At 53.5% G+C, this 18,714-nt stretch carries 15 protein-coding genes; 7 read left to right on the plus strand and 8 right to left on the minus strand.

All coding sequences use genetic code 11. The annotated features are described in order from the left end of the window. Positions 1–95: 95 nt before the first annotated feature. The gene (locus tag ACTG2S_RS15920; RefSeq protein ID WP_337993051.1) at positions 96–3,197 is read right to left on the minus strand and encodes a hypothetical protein; all 3,102 of its coding nucleotides are present in this window, start codon (positions 3,195–3,197) and stop codon (positions 96–98) included. A gap of 520 nt (positions 3,198–3,717) precedes the next feature. Here ACTG2S_RS15920 and ACTG2S_RS15925 point away from each other — a divergent pair. Then, a complete protein-coding gene (locus ACTG2S_RS15925; RefSeq protein WP_274161921.1) occupies positions 3,718–4,650 on the plus strand; it encodes a LysR family transcriptional regulator in 933 nt (310 codons plus the stop codon). Between the two features lie 83 nt (positions 4,651–4,733). Here the strand turns inward: ACTG2S_RS15925 and ACTG2S_RS15930 are convergent, their stop codons facing one another. Next, positions 4,734–5,924 (minus strand): MalY/PatB family protein, encoded by a 1,191-nt coding sequence (locus ACTG2S_RS15930; RefSeq protein WP_274161922.1) that lies wholly within the window; start codon positions 5,922–5,924, stop codon positions 4,734–4,736. 87 nt (positions 5,925–6,011) lie between these two features. Then, the gene (malX, locus tag ACTG2S_RS15935) at positions 6,012–7,583 is read right to left on the minus strand and encodes a maltose/glucose-specific PTS transporter subunit IIBC (protein WP_227341050.1); all 1,572 of its coding nucleotides are present in this window, start codon (positions 7,581–7,583) and stop codon (positions 6,012–6,014) included. 281 nt (positions 7,584–7,864) lie between these two features. On the opposite strand from malX, the gene ACTG2S_RS15940 reads away from it, so the two are divergent. The 5 genes from ACTG2S_RS15940 to ACTG2S_RS15960 all read left to right on the plus strand — a co-directional run bounded on the left by ACTG2S_RS15940 (position 7,865) and on the right by ACTG2S_RS15960 (position 13,136). Further along, positions 7,865–8,902 carry a Mal regulon transcriptional regulator MalI gene (locus ACTG2S_RS15940; RefSeq protein ID WP_103252222.1) on the plus strand — a complete coding sequence of 346 codons (1,038 nt, stop codon included), beginning with the start codon at positions 7,865–7,867 and terminating at the stop codon, positions 8,900–8,902. A gap of 353 nt (positions 8,903–9,255) precedes the next feature. Beyond that, positions 9,256–10,995 carry an AAA family ATPase gene (locus ACTG2S_RS15945; protein ID WP_439982905.1) on the plus strand — a complete coding sequence of 580 codons (1,740 nt, stop codon included), beginning with the start codon at positions 9,256–9,258 and terminating at the stop codon, positions 10,993–10,995. Between the two features lie 281 nt (positions 10,996–11,276). Beyond that, positions 11,277–12,143, plus strand: coding sequence for a hypothetical protein (locus tag ACTG2S_RS15950; RefSeq protein WP_274161165.1), 867 nt, complete (start codon positions 11,277–11,279; stop codon positions 12,141–12,143). Positions 12,144–12,342: 199 nt separating this feature from the next. Beyond that, positions 12,343–12,858 (plus strand): AAA family ATPase, encoded by a 516-nt coding sequence (locus tag ACTG2S_RS15955; RefSeq protein WP_274161164.1) that lies wholly within the window; start codon positions 12,343–12,345, stop codon positions 12,856–12,858. Positions 12,859–12,869: 11 nt separating this feature from the next. Continuing rightward, positions 12,870–13,136, plus strand: coding sequence for a hypothetical protein (locus ACTG2S_RS15960; RefSeq protein ID WP_439982909.1), 267 nt, complete (start codon positions 12,870–12,872; stop codon positions 13,134–13,136). Between the two features lie 40 nt (positions 13,137–13,176). Here ACTG2S_RS15960 and ACTG2S_RS15965 read toward each other — a convergent pair whose 3' ends face one another. From ACTG2S_RS15965 to ACTG2S_RS15985, 5 genes are read right to left on the minus strand one after another with little or no spacing between them, the layout of a single operon-like run. Further along, positions 13,177–13,668 carry a Dps family protein gene (locus ACTG2S_RS15965; protein ID WP_005334596.1) on the minus strand — a complete coding sequence of 164 codons (492 nt, stop codon included), beginning with the start codon at positions 13,666–13,668 and terminating at the stop codon, positions 13,177–13,179. A 4-nt stretch (positions 13,669–13,672) separates the two neighbouring features. Continuing rightward, entirely contained in the window at positions 13,673–14,110 is a 438-nt protein-coding gene (locus tag ACTG2S_RS15970) for a PaaI family thioesterase (protein WP_274161162.1), read from the minus strand. A gap of 49 nt (positions 14,111–14,159) precedes the next feature. Then, positions 14,160–14,501, minus strand: coding sequence for a carboxymuconolactone decarboxylase family protein (locus ACTG2S_RS15975; RefSeq protein WP_120415675.1), 342 nt, complete (start codon positions 14,499–14,501; stop codon positions 14,160–14,162). A 4-nt stretch (positions 14,502–14,505) separates the two neighbouring features. Next, a complete protein-coding gene (locus ACTG2S_RS15980) occupies positions 14,506–15,492 on the minus strand; it encodes an SLAC1 anion channel family protein (RefSeq protein WP_274161161.1) in 987 nt (328 codons plus the stop codon). A 35-nt stretch (positions 15,493–15,527) separates the two neighbouring features. Then, on the minus strand, positions 15,528–16,031 hold the full coding sequence (locus tag ACTG2S_RS15985; protein ID WP_274161160.1) for a NifB/NifX family molybdenum-iron cluster-binding protein: 504 nt from the start codon (positions 16,029–16,031) through the stop codon (positions 15,528–15,530). A 758-nt stretch (positions 16,032–16,789) separates the two neighbouring features. Here ACTG2S_RS15985 and ACTG2S_RS15990 point away from each other — a divergent pair. After that, positions 16,790–18,697, plus strand: coding sequence for a PTS fructose transporter subunit IIABC (locus tag ACTG2S_RS15990; RefSeq protein WP_274161159.1), 1,908 nt, complete (start codon positions 16,790–16,792; stop codon positions 18,695–18,697). Positions 18,698–18,714: the final 17 nt, after the last annotated feature.

The following is an 18,714-nucleotide window of genomic DNA, read 5'->3' on the forward strand; positions in this document are numbered from 1 at the left end:
GCCCTTGTGTTGACCGCGGCTCATCTCGGTATCGCTAAATAAAAAACCGCCCCGGCTATCCGGGGCGGTTTTGTTTGGCCGTTTTGTTTGAGCGCTTAGCGAGCCGAAATGGTGATGCTGGCGAGATCGATCAGATTGACCGCCCCCTTTTGACCGCCTGCATCGTTGTAGGTGTCGTTTGCCTTCAGGTAACTCATGTTGTAAAAATCGCTCACCCGGATGTCATACTCCCCGGCAGGCAGATCAATCACGAACGGCGTCGAGTCACGCAGCGGTTTGAGGTCGCCCTCTTTCATCACATGGGGCATCTGCACCATACCGCTGGTGACAACCTGGCCACCACTCACTACCGAGATCCGTTTCACCCCGTTGGTCACCCCCAGATTGATGGCATGCTGGGCATTGCTGTATTGCAGGCGAATGGCGTGCTTGCCATCGAGCTTGACCCCCTGCACCAGCAAGCTGTCGTCGGGGCGGCCCCAATCCTTGAGGTAAGGGACGGGAATGGCCCCATCGGCGGCGCTCACACTGCCGGTATGGGAGACGTTGGCCCCATCGATGGCGATATGTTGCAGCGCAGGCTGATAGCAAACCGGTTTGGCATGATGGGAGCGGTTGCCGGACTCCGGATAGACCGCCTCGGCACTGTAGCAATAGGCCTTGCCCGGCTGCAGTACCATGTCGTCGACCCAGCTGGTCGCGCGACCCAGATCGGAGGCCACCTGCTTGCCATCCCGATAAATGTTGTAGCTGACCGCCCCCTTGTTGAGACTGTCCTGCAGGGCAACCACCAGCTTGCCACTCTGCTCGCTAACCCCGAGCAGGGTCGGCTCGGTCGGTGCAAACACCTGCCTGTTCTCGACATCCAGCGGCGCCACATCCTTGATCAGGCGGATCCCCTGATCGTCAGCCACGGCGGCACCGAGCGTCACCTCAATCCGGTTGCTAGGGGCCAGCATGTTTTCACTTATCTGCTCACCCACCGGGGCGCCATTGAGGGTAATGCTGCGTACCGGATAGTAACTGCCCTCCCCGCCCAGCTCCGGCAGTTGCAGCACGATGTCAATCTGCTTGCCACGATAGTTCAATCCCTTGAGTGCAGCCTCGGGCTTGGCCCCCATCAGCTTGTGCAAGTGAGCGGTGACAAACGGCTTGATCCGGATCCCCCCCTCTTCCACCTTGTAGCCGAAGGTGGTGTCGGTCACCATGCCAAGGTAGCCCCCGACAGACCAGAGCTGGCGCTGGGAGTTGATCACCGGCCCGGTCAAATCGGGATGGGTCAGATCCATCAGGGAGGGCTGACCGGAGAGCCACTCGAGGTTCTCCATGTTGGAGAGGTTCAGCGCGGCGCCGCGCATCAGGGAGTCGATATGGTGATCGACCACGGCAACGTTCTGCACCATGGCCGCCGCCTTCAGCCCGTAGGCGGAGACGAAGGGCCAGATGGCGCGGTTATGGTAAACCGGCATATCGGGTTGCTGCGGGAAGTAGACCGGCGCGCCATAAGGGCCCATGGGATAGCGACTGATGATCTCTTTGGCCTGCGCCTCATCGGCAACACCGGCCAGAATGGCGAGGGATTCCCCCAATAGATCGAACTTGTAGGCCGGGCTCTGATCGGTACTGGTGTTGATCAGGCTGGCATACATCTTCTCGTCAGCCAGCCAGAAAGCACGATTGATCGCCAGTTTCAGCTCACCCGCCCACTGGTTATAGCGGATCGCCAGCTCATCGTGCCCCAGTTCGCTCGCCACCCGCGCGGCCAGCAGCAACCCCTGATAGTGGGTCACGTTGGTGGAGAGAGATTTGCTCATGCCGATGTGGGCGATATCTGCGGTGATCCACTTGGCATAGGTCTGGTCGCGCCAATCGAGGAAAGATTGCTCGCCGACATAGAGACCATCTGCGCTATCGAAGGCGGCCAGACGATCACTCTCTATGGTGTTGCTCAGTCCTTCAAAGACATCGGGCAAGAACGCGCGGCGCTCGGCATCAGACAGGGCAGCCAGCACCCGCTCGGCCCCCAGGGCCCAGCTCATGCGATCGGTACTGATGGGCCAGCTGCCCCCGGTACCGGTATCCTGAATGATCTGGCGTCCTTGCGGGATCAAACTGTCCATATCGCTTTTCAGCTCGGCTCTGAAATCAGAGAGCTTGAACTGCAGGGAGTTGCGCGCCCGCAGGGGATCAAGCACCCCCAGCCCCAGATCGGTGGCGTAGGAGAGATCCCGCGTCCAGACGTAATGCCACTTGGCGCCGGTTTCAAAGCAGTCGCAAGGGATCGCCTGCCCCCCGTTGTAACTGCCATCCTTGACCTGAGCCACGCTGTTCTGGCGCATCTCGTAAGCGGCCAGCGCAAACAGGGCATCAAATACCATGTTGCCGGATCGCAAGCGGGGCAGATCGGACTGCTCCTGATAGGTGGTAAAGTTCTCGCCCGGATCACGCAACTCCTGAGTAGTCGATTGCGCATAGCTGCGATACTCGTCACTGGCCTTTTTGACCGAGAAGGTAGCCGTTTCCGTCACTCCGGGCTTATAGGTCTCATACTCGCGCTTCTCGATCAGCTCATGCCCTTCATGGGGATTGATCATGCCAAGGTCTCCCTCTCCTGCGATGCTAACCTGCAACAAGGGGGCATTCTCATCCTGGCTGGCGTCCAGCAGGAACTTGTAATACCCCTCCTGATCCACCCGCACTGATGCCAGCTGACACTGGGCGTCACAGCGCTGCATCTTGACCGGGTGGTTCAAGGCAATGGCGCCATTAATCCCGAATCCAATCCCCTCCTGTGCGGAGGCGATCTTTATCTTGTGTTCACCCACCGTCAGCCTGGCCACCATCACATACAGCCTGTCCCCCTGATAGACCATCTGCAGCACGGGCTCCAGATTGCCATCAATCCCTTTCAGATAGAGGCTCTCGCTGTAATTGGGGTCATCACGCACCATGGAGAACTCGATGGCCGGTGCCGCCAGATCGGCATTGGTCACCTTGACCTGAATATCGATCAGCCCCTTTTCGGTCACCACCAGACGGTTGTTCTGCCCGTTGTTCTGGTAGTACATGGGATAGACCTGACCGGGGAAGATGCTGGTCTCCTTGCGGGAGTCAGCAGAGAAATCGGGATATTTGGTCCACTCGGGGCCAGCCACTTTGAAGGGGGACATACCCGAGTTCATCTTCAGGTTGTCCAGACGATAGACCCCCTCCTTGAAGGTCAGTTTGAACTTCTCCTCACGGCCCCAGCCGCTAAATTCGCCAACCATATAGAGATCAAAATCCCAGGGCGCCTTCACCTCCGGTTTGACCCCGTTATCGCTACCGCTGGATGAGCTGTCATGACAACCGGACAAAAGAACCCCGCCGTAGCATAACGCCACGGATAAAGCCAATGGACGAATTTTCATATTTTCCCTTCGTTACTTTTTTGTTTTGTTATTGAAACAGCATTGAGTAAAACCGTTTTTGCCAGTCTACGTGGTCAGCATTCGCCAGAAAAATAGACCACGTCACCATCGGCATAGATAACATCTATAACCAGATGAAATTACGTGATCCCCCGCACCAAACCGGCTATCAGGCGGTAAAAGCGAATTGAATACAACGTGAAGGGAGCCACATAAAAATAGCCAGTACGTGAAGGGAGATAATTGACAGCCCATGGTGATTACACTAGCTTGGCGCACCACCCGCCCATGACCGGACGCCATATTCGTGGACAAGCATCTAAGACAATTTATTGCAGTGGCCACCCACAAAAATGTCAGTCTGGCAGCCAGGAAAATGGGACTCAGCCAGCCGACGCTGACACACAACATGAAAAAGCTTGAGGAGAATCTGGGGACTACCTTGCTGGTCAGGCACGCAGGCGGCGTGACGCTCACCGCTGCCGGAGAGCTGCTGCTGGAGCAGGCGCGCGTGATGCAGCGGATCTACGATGACACCCTCAGGCAGCTGGCCAGCCTGCGCGAGCGCACCGCGCGGCCGCTAAAGGTGGGCACCGGACATGCGTGGTGGCAGCCGGTATTGCAACCTGTCACCGCCCGCTATCAGCAGGCTAACCCATCCTGCGCCATCAATATTGAAGTCGGCAACCATCTGCGTCTGCTCGATCTGCTGTTGGACAATCATATCGATCTGTTTCTCGGGCATGAAATTCACGGGCTGGCCAAAAATTACAGCCTGATATTTATCCCGCTATTTATTTCTCACGATGGGGTATTTGTCAGAGCGGGCCATCCCCTCACAGGGAAAATATGCAGCAAGCAGGACCTGGTCGATTATCCCAGCCTGCTGGTGACGCCGGATGAGGATAAATATCTGCATCTGGTCGATGATTTGGCGAGAAAAAAGCAGGAACGCGCCGCCATGAAGCCAAATGACAAAATCATTTATAGCAGCAATTCCCTGCTCACCAGCATTGATATTGTCAATAACAGCAATGCTGTCATGCCTTATCCGGTGAGCATGGCTGGTTATTTTTCCCGATTTGGTATTGGCCAGCTGAATATGGGCGAAGAGTACAACAAGGGGACTATCGGTATTTATATCCCTCGCGAGAAGATCGATGAGCCCCACATTCAGATGTTGTGCCAGGACATTCAGGCTCAGGTCACTTGCAATAGCCCCTTGATCGCCACCTTCTGAGCCCGCAATAACCGAGCCGAACGCCTCTATCAAGGTCACCGGCTGGATGAATCAACAGCTCATCCAGCCAGATATCCCAACCCTTACCCCACCTCCCCCAGCGCGCCGATCAGGGCGTCGAGCCCCTGGTCAACCTTCGAGCGCGGGCAGCCGACGTTGAGGCGGATATAACCTGTGCCTTCCGGGCCGTAGGTGTCGCCACGCATGATGGCGACCCGGTATTTCTCCACCAGCAAGGTTTGCAGCGCATCCATCCGTTCAGTGGAGTCGATGCCAAGGCCGCGCAGATCAATCCAGGCGAGATAAGTTCCCTCGGGCACCCGATAGTCTATGGCGGGGAAAGCCGCGTTGAGCCGCGCCGCCACATGGGTGAGGTTGCCGTGCAGGTAGGCTTTCAGGGCATCGAGCCAGGCAGCCCCGTCCCGATAGGCACTGATATGGGCCAGCACCCCGAGAATGGGTGGGGAAGATAGCCCATGGGCCGCCTTGAGCCGCTGCAGATAGGCGGTCCGCGCCGCTGCGTTGGCAATAAAGGCGTAGGCGCCGCCAAGGGCGGGAATATTGAAGGATTTGGAGCCCGAGCTCACCAGCGCCCAGTGATCATCCGGCGCCACCTCGCTCCACGGCAGGTAGCGGGCAAAGCTCACATCCATATGGATGTCGTCCGAGATGACCTTGATCCCGTGGCGCTGGCAGATGGCGGCCATCCGGCCCAGTTCATCCCGCGTCCAGACCCGGCCAGTGGGGTTGTGGGGGCTGCAGAGCAGCAAAATCCGGCAATCGGGGCGGGCTGCCTGTTGCTCGAAGCAGGCCCAGTCGATCTGGTAACTCCCCTGCTCTTTTTTAAGCGGGCAAGGCAGCAGCACCCTGTCGTTGGCTGCCAGCATATTGCCGAAGGCATCGTAGGCGGGGGTATGCACCAGCACCCCCTCCCCCGGCGCCGACCAGAGGCTCACCAGCTGGGCAATCACATAGATGACCGAGGGGCCGTAGACCAGCGTCTCGGGGTCGAGGCTCGCCCCGTAGCGGTGGGCAAACCAGTTGCTCACCGCCCCCTTGAAGTCGTCGTGATTCCAGCGGCTGTAGCCAAATACCCCGTGCTCAAGACGGGTTGCCAGGTTCTGGCGAATGCAGGGGGCGGTCTCGAAATCCATATCGGAGATGGTAAAGGGGAGCAGGTCGGCATGGCCAAAACGGTCGGCTACATAGTCCCACTGAGTGCAGTAGGTGCCGTGGCGGTCGACCACGCGGTCGAAGTCATAAATATCGTGCATGAAGTTTCTCCCTCCATAAACAGGAGACATATTGGGAGAGGCAAACAAGGGGGGCTTGCGCCCCCCGTTCGGATCTTATTGGCCGGTTCAGGCCCCCATCAGGCTCTGCAGCTGGTTTTTCACCAGATGCACCTGCGGGCCAATCACCACCTGCAGGTTGTGCTCATCGAGCTTGATCACCCCGATGGCACCGTTCGCTTTCAATACCTTGTCATCGACCCGGCTCATGTCCTGCACCGACATCCGCAGGCGGGTGATGCAGTTATCGAGCGCGAGAATGTTATCGGCGCCGCCCAGGGCGTTAAGGATGATTTCACCGTTGTAACCGCTGTTGCCGGCCTTCTTGCCTGCGGGCTGGGCTGTCTCGCTGGTCTCGATTTCACGACCGGGGGTTTTCAGGTTAAAGCGCACGATGGCGAAGCGGAACACGCTGTAGTAGATGGCAAACCAGATGGCGGCCGCGACCGGCACCAGATACCACTTGGTGGCGGTGCCTTGCAGCACGCCGAACACCAGAAAATCGATGAGGTTGCCGTCGGTGTTGCCGATGGTGACGCCGAGCAGCCCCATGGTCATAAAGCCGAGCCCCGTCAGGATGGCGTGAATAACGTAGAGTACCGGCGCCACGAACAGGAACAGGAACTCCAGCGGCTCTGTGATGCCGCCGATGACGCAGGCCACCACGCCGGAGACCAGCAGCGCCTTGATCTTGCCGCGATTTTCCGGACGGGCGCAGTGATACATGGCGAGCGCCGCACCCGGCAGGCCGCCGAGGAAGGCTGGCATCTTGCCCTGCGAGAGGAAGGAGGTGGCAGAGACCGAGAAACCACTGGTATCGGCGCAGGAGAGCTCGGCGTAGAAGATATTGAGGGCGCCGCTCACCTCGTGACCGCATACCAGCTGGGTGCCGCCCGCTTCGGTAAAGCGGATCAGCGCCACCAGAATGTGGTGCAGACCGAGCGGCAGCAGCAGGCGCTCACCGGTACCGAACAGGAAGGGGCCGAAGGGACCGGCGTGGGAGATGAGCGCCCCGATGCCGTTGATGCCGGCAGCAAACCAGGGCCAGACGAACGGCACGACCAAGCCGACCACACCCAGCACCAGCGCGGTGATGATGGGCACGAAGCGGGCACCGCCGAAGAAGGCGAGCGCATCGGGCATCTTGTAGGTGTAGAAACGGGCGTGCAACTTCGCGACGATCACCCCGACGATGATGGCCCCCAGAATCCCGGTGTCGATGGAGCTGATGCCGAGGATCGATTTCACCCCGTAGGCCTTCTCCACCGCTGCATCACCGATGACGTTGGCCACGGTCAGGTAGAAGTTGATGGAGAGGTTGAGCGCCGCATAGCCGACGAAACCGGCAAAGGCCGCGACCCCCTTCTCTTCTCGCGCCAGCCCGAGCGGAATGGCCACCGCAAACATCACCGGCAGATAGATAAAGGCCACCAGCCCCACCTTGGTCATCCAGAGGAACAGCAGTTGCAGCACGGTATTGTCGAGGAAGGGCATGCTCTGCTTGACCGCATCGCTGGTGAGCGAGCTGCCGACACCGAGCAGGATGCCCGAGAAGGCCAGCAGGGCGACCGGCAACATAAAGGTCTTGCCGAGGCTCTGCAGGAACTCCCAGATGGTGGATTTGGCTTGGGGCTTGGCCATGAAACGGCTCCTTGTGAATAGACAGCAATATCTGCGGCTTTCCCCGTGGCTGCTCGTAGCAATCTCGACGCAGAGGCGCGGGTCAGCATCAGGTTTTGCTGGATGATAAAACGTTTTATCAATTTACAAGTGCCGACAGGATCACAGAATAAGGGGGCTGGCTGGCAGCAGGATCCAAATTTGTGAGCCGGATCGGCCCAATGGTGATGTAACGTTTCACTTGGCAACCCAAGCAGGTATGCTGGGGCCTCGCTTTCAACTGTCCGTCGTCCGTTCGCCCTATGTCGCCCAAATCCCTCTCTGCCAAAGCCACCAAGATCACCGATGTCGCCCAGCGGGCGGGAGTATCGGTCACCACCGTCTCCATGGTGCTCAACGGCAAGGGGCGCATCTCCCCGGCCACCGCCGAGCGGGTGCAGCAGGCGATAAAAGAGCTCGACTACGTGCCCAACAGCGCCGCCGCCAACCTGCGCAGCCAGCAATCCAATCTGGTGGGGCTGATCCTGCGCGACATCACCGACCCCTTCTATACCGAGGTGACCGCCGGGGTGAGCGAGGTGCTGGAGCAGCAGGGGTATCTGCTGTTTCTGACCCAGTGCGGCCACAGTCCGGAGCGGCTGCAGCAGAGCATCCACTCCCTGTCACGGCAAGGGGTGGCGGGCATCATCTTCAATCCGGTGCGCGGCGCGGCGGCCAAGACGCTAGAGACCCTGCTCGACTCCGAGCTGCCGGTGGTGTGCGCCGCCCGCTCCTACTATCGGGATGATGTGGACTTTATCGGCCCCGACAACACCCACGCCGCCAAGCAGGCCACCACCTACCTTATCGAGCAGGGCCACCGCCATATCGCCTATGTCGGCGGGCGGGCCGACTCCCTGACCCGCGCCGAGCGGATCGGCGGCTACTGCGCCAGCCTGCTGCAATATGGCCTGCCCTTCAAACCGGAGTGGGTACTGGAGTGCGAGCGCACCCAGCGCAGCGCCGCCGACACCATCGCCCAGCTGCTGCACCAGCACCCCAAGGTGACCGCCGTGCTCTGCCACTACCCCGAGGTGGCGCTCGGCGCCATCTATGGTGTCGAGGCGAGCGGCCGCACCGTGGGCAAGGACAACTACATAGGCCAGCAGGTGGCCCTGCTCGGCTTTGACGATGTGGCGGAGGCCGAACTCACCTCCCCCGCCCTCACTTTCGTCAGCTCACCGGCCCGCGAAATCGGCCGTCAGGCGGCAAAACGACTGCTGACCCGGATGCAGCAGCCCGAACTCGCCCCCAACCGCCATATCATCACCCCCAACCTGCAAAAACGGGAGTCGGCCTGAGTTGTGGTGCACAGGTAGGGGCGACGTTCTACCTGCGGTCACTGTACCAAATGGGCAGATATCACTCGTTTAATAAGTAATTTATTGATCTTTGGCAGGTTTTTACTGGGCAGCGGTTTTACCCAGCGGCTCTCTCGACTAATATGCTCCACTTGGCAACCACTCTTGCAGAGATAACCCTGCGCAGCCGTTTCGCCATCCACCACATCGCCGGATAACCGCAGCAGGCTGGAGGCTGTAATCCACGGGCGGTAGCGTAGTATTTGTAAAGTGCAACAAAGTACAATACACACGCTGATTTCATTTATTCCTGTGCAAATATGTAACCAAAAATTTAAACTGGGGTTTTCTGCATGGAATTGATATATCTTTTTATTGATGACTACAAAGTAATAAAAAACAAAGAAATATCTCTATCTAGTCAATTCAACGTTAAAAATAAAAATCTCTCATTCTTTGTATCTAAAAGCTCAATACCGGATAACTTCTTTTCTGAAAACATAGATATTGTGTCTTTTTTTGGAACTAATGGTTCAGGGAAAAGCACTACTATTGAGTTCATTCTTAGTCTATATGAAGACAGCCTTCCTGAAAACGCTTCGTTCATTGCCATTTTTGAAGAATCCGGAGAGATTTTTTATATTTCAGAGGGACTGGGGAATGTCAAGGTTTTCAGTAAAAACGCTGAACCAGTAAGAATATTCAAGAGCGATCTTGAAGTAGAGGATTTTTCTGCAGTTTATTTTTCGCATGCACTAGAACCGTTAGCAGTCAAACCAACATTTACTAATGCAAATATAATTAACTGCTCTAATACGTACTTGCTTAGTCGCGCATATTTACAAAAACATAAAGATGTTAAATCTCAGTTTGAACTATTTAAGAATGTAAAATTGAGTTTTCTTAAAGTACATGACGTACCTATGCTTGGTAGTGTTAACTTAACATCTGAACTATCAAAAAGATTAGAGGGTGTAATAGCTACAGTTCAAAGCATCTCGCATATTTTCAAAGAAGATTATAACATCAGATTTCGTATCACAAATGACTTGCCATTTATTTATGACACCCCAGAGAATTATTACCAGACTAAAAATGATGATTTTATATCACTACTGACAAATTTCATAAAATATAACTTCCCAAATAAAAACAATTCTTTGCAAAAAAATCCAATTAGCGCATTGATATATGTCAGTCTACTCGACTCCACTTTAAAAAGAGTGGCTTCAATCATATTGAATCAATTAAACTCCAAGAGTTCAAATAAGGACTTATACTCCTTAAAATACAGGGATGATATTGTTTCAATTCTTACGCAACTAGCTAAAAGCTTAAATAATGATTTATGGTATGAACAAATCAACCTGCATTTATCAAACCTGTTGATGCCAGGTATACCAAAGAGGCTAGAAAAAGAAATTTCATTCTTTATAGATAAGCGTTATGACGCATACTCTTTTGATCATTTTGTCAGGCAATGGAATATTCCGTTTCATGGTAACAATGATCGTTTTACATTTGGTGTTAGTAGTTACAATGAATTCATTGGAATTACTGAGTTAATATCTAATCTAAGAAGTGCTTTATCTGGTATAGATATAAAATGGAATGGCGTCAGCTCAGGACAGTATTCAGCACTGACCATGTACTCTAGGCTATATGAATTTATACCAAAAAACGCACAATATATTAATGTATTTATTGATGAAGGAGAGGTTTTTTTACACCCTGAATTACAGCGACACTATGTTAGCAACATAATAGAGTTCATTAAAAAAATAAAACAACACAAATCAAAAATAAAACTAATTGTAACGTCTCATTCCCCCCTAATATTAAGTGATCTACCCAAAGAGTCCACAAATTTCTTTGGATATGACATTGATGCAGAGAAGAGTTTTTTTGGTGCAAACCTGTACGACCTCTACAGCGAAGGATTTACTGTAAATAAAACGGTAGGCGAATTTTCCTATCGAAAGATAAAAGCCATATCAAGTAGCATCAAGAACAAAAAATCAGACCCGCTCTTGTCAAAAATGATTGATATAATAGGTGATGATTTCCTCAGAAAAGTCTTGAAGGAGTCATAAAAATGATCAACATAAGCTCCTCGCTAAACGAGGAAATAATAAGATGGTTCTCTGAAGGTTTTTACCAACGTTTTAAGTTTCGATTAATACACTCTCCGAAACCAATATCCCTAGTTTATCAAATAGAAAAACGATTCTATAAGTCGCTGCTTCTTAATAAAGAACTATGTTTTGCATACATCTCGATGAATCCTATGGAGATGGAAAGATTTTATCACTCAAAAATTTACAATAAGCATCGTTTATTTTTCCTTATGTGTCTCCCTGATCAGGTAAGAAAAATGCAACCTTTCATTTCTGACTTAATAAAGGAGATGAGATTTCTACCTAGAGAAATGAGTTACAGCTCTATAGATGCTATATCTAATGATATTAGAGGAAGAGCCTCAAAGCTTTTTGACTATGAACGTTTTAGTTACATACCTACAAATCGACAATATGATCCAAACACATGGAATGCCTATGCCTTCCTAAACAAAATCAAACCTAAGGTATGCCCATACTGCAACATAAACCTGACAACCATAATTATTGATGAAATTGATCCCGTGACAAACCAAGCTGTTGTAAGACCAGCGTTAGACCATTACATTTGCAAATCAAAATATCCATTTTTCAGTGTGAACATTAGAAATTTAATTCCATCTTGTACGGCTTGCAACTCAAATTTAAAATCAGACCATGACTTTATAGAGGTAGAACATCTAAACCCATATAAAGACTCTATCTCAAACTCACACAATTTTATCCTACAATTAAATAAAGATGGGGACTTTGAAGATTTTCTAGATACAATACATGGCGTTAAAACACCATTATTGGAAGATGGCTTTAATGTCACTTTAATTAAAAATCCAAATGGGTTAACTGAGGACATCAAAAGATCAGATAACCATATAGAAACCTTCAAGACAATAAAACATTATAACAGCACTAAAGATCAATACATAAGCTTTATTTCCCTACTACCAAGAATAAATAAATCCTTCATAAAAAGTTATATGGAAATGCATGATGAATTAACAAAGAAAAAAGTCATTGAGACATTTTTACAAATCAATTTAGATAAAAACAAAATAAAGGATATTGCTTTTTCATTATTAAAAATTGACCTTTATAATCATTATCTTAAAGATGAGCTGGAGTAATTTCATCCCAATTGTACAGATCTAGTTATCACCTGACACCGGCCTCAAACCAGTGTCTTGTTTACGCTACTTTAGTGCGCACTTCCTTCGGTATCAATTTCAGCCCGTAGGTTCCAATAGCGAAGCGTATTCGGACATTCACGTCATCATCTCTACTTTCCAGCTTCCAGATATCTGTTCCAAAAAAGAGAGCTCATAGATGAAACGAATTCTGATTATTGGCAACTCGGGATCGGGCAAGAGCTGGTTGGCAGCTCGATTGGCTGAGCAGTTAACTATCCGCGAGGTCAATCTGGACACCATCGTCTGGCAACCGGGCGGCTTTAACCAAAAACGGCCCCAGCATGAGATTGATCATGCCATTCAAACCCTTGCTCAAGAGCCATCATGGGTGGTCGAAGGGGTATTTGGTGCCCTGGCCGAGCAACTGCTTGATGCCGCCGATACCCTGCTTTTTCTTGATCTCGACTGGTCTGTATGCCGTGATTCACTGCTATCGCGCGGATCACAAAGTGCCAGGCAACGGGATACAGTGGCAGCCGAAGAGAGCTTTCAACAACTGCTGGTGTGGGCATCGGAATATGGGCAGCGAGCCGGTAAAAGCTCCCGCCAATTCCATCGCGAGCTGTTTGATCGATTCCCAAACGACAAGCACCGTTTCACGACTCGGGCAGAGGTAAATAGCTATCTCACTCAACTGACCGTTAACAGCTAACAGGAAACTGGATGGACCAATACAAACAGACGCCAAAACCTGACCATATGTTTTTCAGAAAATTTACATCCTATCTGGCTATTACCTTGCCTATCGGCCTGATCCCGGAATTTATTCGGCAGGACTTTCATCTGGGCTTGCTCTCATGGCAGGAGGGCGGCCGCCTCACTCTGATCATGATTGGCGTCGCGGCGGCAATGGCGGGAGTTGACTGGCTCGTGCATCGCTATCGAACCAAACGACAGCAGCCAAAGGGCCCGGTTGGACCAAACAGGTAAGAGAAGATCGGGCTGCCAAAGATATGGCAGCCCCGTGCCATCAGGAGAGCATGCTTCTTAGCATCCAGGCGGTTTTTTCATGAATATCGATGCGCTGGGTCAGCACATCGGCGGTGGGCTGGTCATTGACGGCATCGACCAGATCGAACAGTTTTCTGGCGGTTCTCGCCGTGGCTTCTTGCGCCAACACCAGATGTTTGAGCATTTCACTGGCACAAGGCACCCCTTCGACCTCCTCAATGGAGGAGAGACGGACAAACTCCTTGTATGTGCCGGGAGCGGGAAAGCCCAATGCGCGGATCCGCTCGGCGATAACATCCAGCGCATTCCACTGCTCGGTGTATTGATCCATAAACATATTGTGCAGGCTGTTGAACTGCGGGCCGGTTACGTTCCAGTGAAAATTGTGAGTCATCAAATAAAGGGTGTAACTATCGGCAAGCAGTGCCGACAATCCATCTGCAATTTTCTTGCGATCGGCGGCTGAAATACCGATATCCATTTCTGGTAAAACCACACTCTCTTTTTTCATCACACTAACTCCTGTTATTGGCTTTCGGCTTGATAAATTTGGCCGATGCTTTTGCAACAATCATCCCGCCGACCGACGCTACGGCATTCAGGCGATAGATACCGTGACGCTGGTCGACTATTCTGGCCGAGAGCGCTACTTTGCTGCCGATATCGATGGGAGCAATAAAACGAACGGTCAACTCCGCTGTTAATCCTCTTATTCCCCGTTGCAGCAACGCATGTGTCATCACCGCATCGAGCAGGGTGCTGGTCATGCCGCCATGCAAAATATCGCTGTAACCCTGATGGCGCTGGTTGGCAATAAACAGCCCTTCGGTTGCGCCTTCCTCCCCCTGGTAAAAGCGAATTCCCAGTGAATCCGGGTTATGAGTGCCACACACCATGCAACGGGCGTGGGACATCATGGTCTGTTGATAGTTCTCTGATTGATATTCATCCACTTGATCTATTCACTCGCTATTTGGCCACTCGCATGTTGAGAACAGAGTGCTAGGAGAGCAGCTCTTCGATGGCAGCATGTGCCTGGGTGCCATAGATGATGGAGGGGCCGCCTCCCATCAATACCGCGACATCCACGGTGGCAATCAGTTCCGCTCGCGAAGCACCGGCCTTCACGGCCCCGGCAACATGGGCGGCAATGCAGCCATCGCAGCGGGAAGCGATACCAATACCGAGGGCGATCATTTCCCGATATTTCAACGCCAGCGCTTCGTCCTCTTTCATAACGGCTTTGTGCAGCGCAAGAAACGCATTCATGGTATCCGGGCTGCTCTTGCGATAAGCAGAGCCAAGCTGGTGTTGTTCTTTATTGATCTCTCGATAATTTTTCATCACATTATTTCTCCGGTGTGAAAATCTCACCTTTATAGAATGACTGCACTGTCATGCTGATTAACCAGATGATCAATACAATCAGGGCACACACCACTATTTTGGCCAGATAATATGGAATGATATTCCCGGTTGCGTCGGCAAACATGGCCGAGGCTGCGGAAAATGCCGCCAGTGGAAATGAGTACGCCCACGAAGAGAGAAAGAATTTCAGTTTCAAAAAAGTGAGGGTGTTGTACATCAGTAAGATAAATACAAACAGCGCAAAATAATAAATGACATGGGCAAACAGGTCGCTGGAACTGGCTATTTCGCTATACGAGATAAATCCGATGGAAGGTGGAGCCAGCAGAATAAACATGGTGGGCATCAGCTTCTCGGGCAGGCTCTCATGAAAGAACAGCCGATAGAGCACTATGGTCAGCAGAGAGAACCAGAAAATAAGGCCAATGCTGAAGAAGAACAGGCTGATCTCGTGAAAGCCAAGCGGCACGCCCCCCAGGGGCACCACAATATTGCCGACAATCGGTATAAACCATGCCGGATTGGTGTGGGTGATTGTGAAATGGTCGCGATGGATCCAGTTGCTCATGATGTAGAGGGTGAAGAGCAGCTGCAAGCTGGCGCCCACCGACCAGAGGGCCAGCGCCGCATCATGCCAGCTGGCCCAGTAGGCGGATTGCAGCAGCAAGCTGATTGAGATGGTCGGGAAGAAATTGATCCTGACCGGGTGTTTCAGCTCATGCCGGAACTCGTCATTGTGTCTGAGGATTTTCCAGCCATACATCACCAGAAACGTCGCCAGTAGCAGGGAGGACAAGACCCCGAACAGGAACCCTGCCGACTGCAACAGCAGCAGATCCGGAAACGCCTTGCGACAGGCAATCGCCGCCCCCGTCAGCCCCATGATGATTGAAAAGAGTGTGACAGGCATATATGCAATCTTGGTTATGGAGGGGATTTGCTTACCCTCTTGATTCAGGTTTTCCATCAACGTTCCCCTCCAGCTCGGCCTAGCGGTAGTGCTTACTCTTCACAACATTTCTTGTGGTTGTGCTGACGGTTACCCTGACAGCCCTGCTGTTGTCCGGAGGCTGACTTGCAGCAACCCCCTTTGCCAAGGCGGCCACGGGGAGCGCATTGATGGCTTCCCTTGCCGTGATGGCCAGCCCCCTCGGCGCATCGCGATGCACTGCCCTGTTCAGCGGATGTCAGCTCGGTCAGATTGCCCGACTCATTGCTCAGCATGTCGGCCATAGCGAGACGCCCCTGACTGGCCTGATAGACGGCAAGCCCACTGCCCAGCAGCTTGCCAAGCATCTTGCTACCAATATTTTTCAACACGATACGACGGGCCCCCTGCGCCTGAAGCAGCTCCGCCAACGCACTTTTGCACTCGTTGCCTGCCACCGGATTGGCGATCTCTGCCAGGGTGCTCCCCTGTTCATCTACGAATACAAAGCGCTCTGCCTTGGCAAAATGTCCTGCGATATGGTCGTCATTCATCGGAATGGCTGTGATGATGGTCATTTGACCTCCTGCTATCACTGTTGATATTCCGGCCCTGCCCCTTGCCACTCTGCATTCGTCCCCTTGTTCAGGGTCTTCCCGCAGGCTTGCCGGTTGGCATGGCCATGTTCCCAGCCTCTTGCAGCAACCAGATGAAGAGCCGTACGCATCAACTTTTACTGGTTTAGTCACGCATCATTCGGCTCGATAAGCGTCTGATCATGATGCCGCCGTAATTGGCATATGCCATGTATACGCTCAATTTATGGCATATGCAACAAACTATTTTTTCCAACGAAGAGGTTTGGGGACTCATTAAAGCTCGCCCTGGCATCATTCCAGTGCGCGCCAATCCGCTATCAGCGAGGGCAAAAGGCAGGGGGAGAAATGGCGCATAAAAATCCTAATCCGCCCGGCGAAATGGCGACTTTTTGTGAGAAGGGTCACATCTGACAGCCCCGTTTAACCACATATAAATCCAGACCATGCTGATGATTAATTTATTGATATGGCGCATTACAAACCTGGCGGCGAGCCTGACATCAATACATTTATCTGTTTTTAAAGAAAAAATGGATGGCCGACTGAAAATGGCGAGTCCTGCCTGAAAACGGGATCTTCATCACATCGCGTTTTACTGCGCACAAAAATCCAGTGATTAGCACATTTGTCCGATAGGGCGGGTGCGGACGAGCCGGGATAATGATCAGGTCATTTTTATCCAGTACGTCGATACGTACTCACGCATAGCTTCCGTCACCGGAAGCGGGGAGAGCGCCATGATCACCACCTTGATCAATGAACATCTGATCAACCTCGATTTGAAAGCGACGCGTAAGGAAGAGGTCTTCACCGAGATGGCCCGCCTGCTGGCGTCGCAAGGCAAGGTCAGCGACGAGCAGGCCTTTATCAAGGATCTGTGGGCCCGCGAAGAGCTGGGCAACACCGGCTTTGAAGAGGGCGTGGCCCTGCCCCACGCCAAGAGTGCGGCGGTATGCAACCCGGCGGTCGCCATCGGCATCAGCCGCAACGGCATCGAGTACGGCGCCGAAGATGGCAAGCCGTCCCACATTTTCTTTATGATCGCCTCCCCCGATGGCGGCGCCAACCACCACATCGAGGTGCTGGCAGAGCTCTCCGGCAAGCTGATCGAAGAGGGCTTTATCGCCAAGCTGCTGGCGGCGAAAACTCCGGCCGATGCGCTGGCGCTGCTGCTGGCCAAGAAAGAGGAGCAGAGCGCAGCCCCGACCACCAGCAAAGGCTTTATCATCGGTGTCACCGGCTGCCCGGCCGGTATCGCCCACACCTATCTGGCGGCCGAGTCGCTGGAGCGCGCCGCCAAGGAGCTGGGTTATGAGGTGAAGGTGGAGACCAACGGCTCCATCGGCGTCAAGAACAGCCCGACCGCGGATGAGATCGCCCGCGCCACCGCCATCGTGGTGGCTTGTGACAAGCAGGTGGACATGGCCCGCTTCGCTGGCAAGCCGCTCATCAAGACCGGCGTGAAGGCCCCCATCAAGGATGGCAAGGGTCTGATCGAGCAGGCCCTGAAAGCCCCCGCCTACGTGGCTGGCAAAGAAGATAAAAAAGGTGAAGAGAAGAGTGCGGGCGGCAGTTCCGATCTCTATCGCTACCTGATGAACGGCGTCTCTCACATGATCCCGTTCGTGGTGACCGGCGGTCTGTTGATTGCGCTGGCACTCGCCATCGGCGGCAACCCGACCCCGAGCGGCATGCAGATCCCGGAAGGGAGCATGTGGAACCAGATCCTCAACGTCGGCGTGGCCGCCTTCACCCTGATGATCCCCATTCTGGCGGGTTATATCGCCTACGCCATCGGTGATCGTCCGGCGCTGGCACCGGGCTTTATCGGTGGCTGGATCGCCAACAACGGCAGCTTCTACGGCGCGGATGCCGGTACCGGCTTTATCGGTGCCATCATCGCGGGCCTGTTGGTCGGCTATCTGGTGCGCTGGATTGCCACCCGCCAGTACCACAAGATGGTGCAACCGCTGGTGCCGATCCTGATCGCCCCAATCGTCGGGTCGCTCTTTATCGCTGCGGTATTCATCTTCATCATCGGTGCCCCCATTGCCGACATGATGACTGGCCTCAACGCCATGCTGCTCTCCATGAGCGGTGGCAGTCTGGTGCTGCTGGGTATCGTGCTGGGGGGTATGGCTGGCTTTGATATGGGTGGCCCGGTCAACAAGGTGGCGTTCCTGTTCTCCGTCGGCATGATTGCCTCCGGCCAGACCCAGTTTATGGGTGCCATGGCCTGCGCCATCCCGGCTGCGCCCCTTGGCATGTCGCTGGCTACCGTGCTCGGTCGCAAGCTCGGCATCTTTGACGAGTCCGAGATCGAAGCGGGCAAAGCCGCCGGTGCCATGGGTCTGGTGGGTATCTCCGAAGGGGCGATTCCGTTCGCCGCCCGTGACCCGCTGGCCGTTATCCCGGCCAACATTCTGGGCAGCATGACCGCCGCTGTGATGGCCTTCCTGTTCGGCATCACCAACAGCGTCGCCCACGGTGGCCCCATCGTGGCCCTGCTGGGTGCGGTCAACAAGCCGCTGCTGGCCCTGCTCTGCATGATCTGCGGTGCCATCGTCACCGGCGTGGTGGCGGTTGCCCTGAAAAAACTGCGGGTCAAAAAGAGTGACGGGGTGACCCTGGCCAAGGCGGCCTGAGGCCTCCATCGCCATGT

Source organism: Aeromonas sp. 82P (assembly GCF_051919365.1).
Lineage (GTDB): Bacteria > Pseudomonadota > Gammaproteobacteria > Enterobacterales > Aeromonadaceae > Aeromonas > Aeromonas veronii.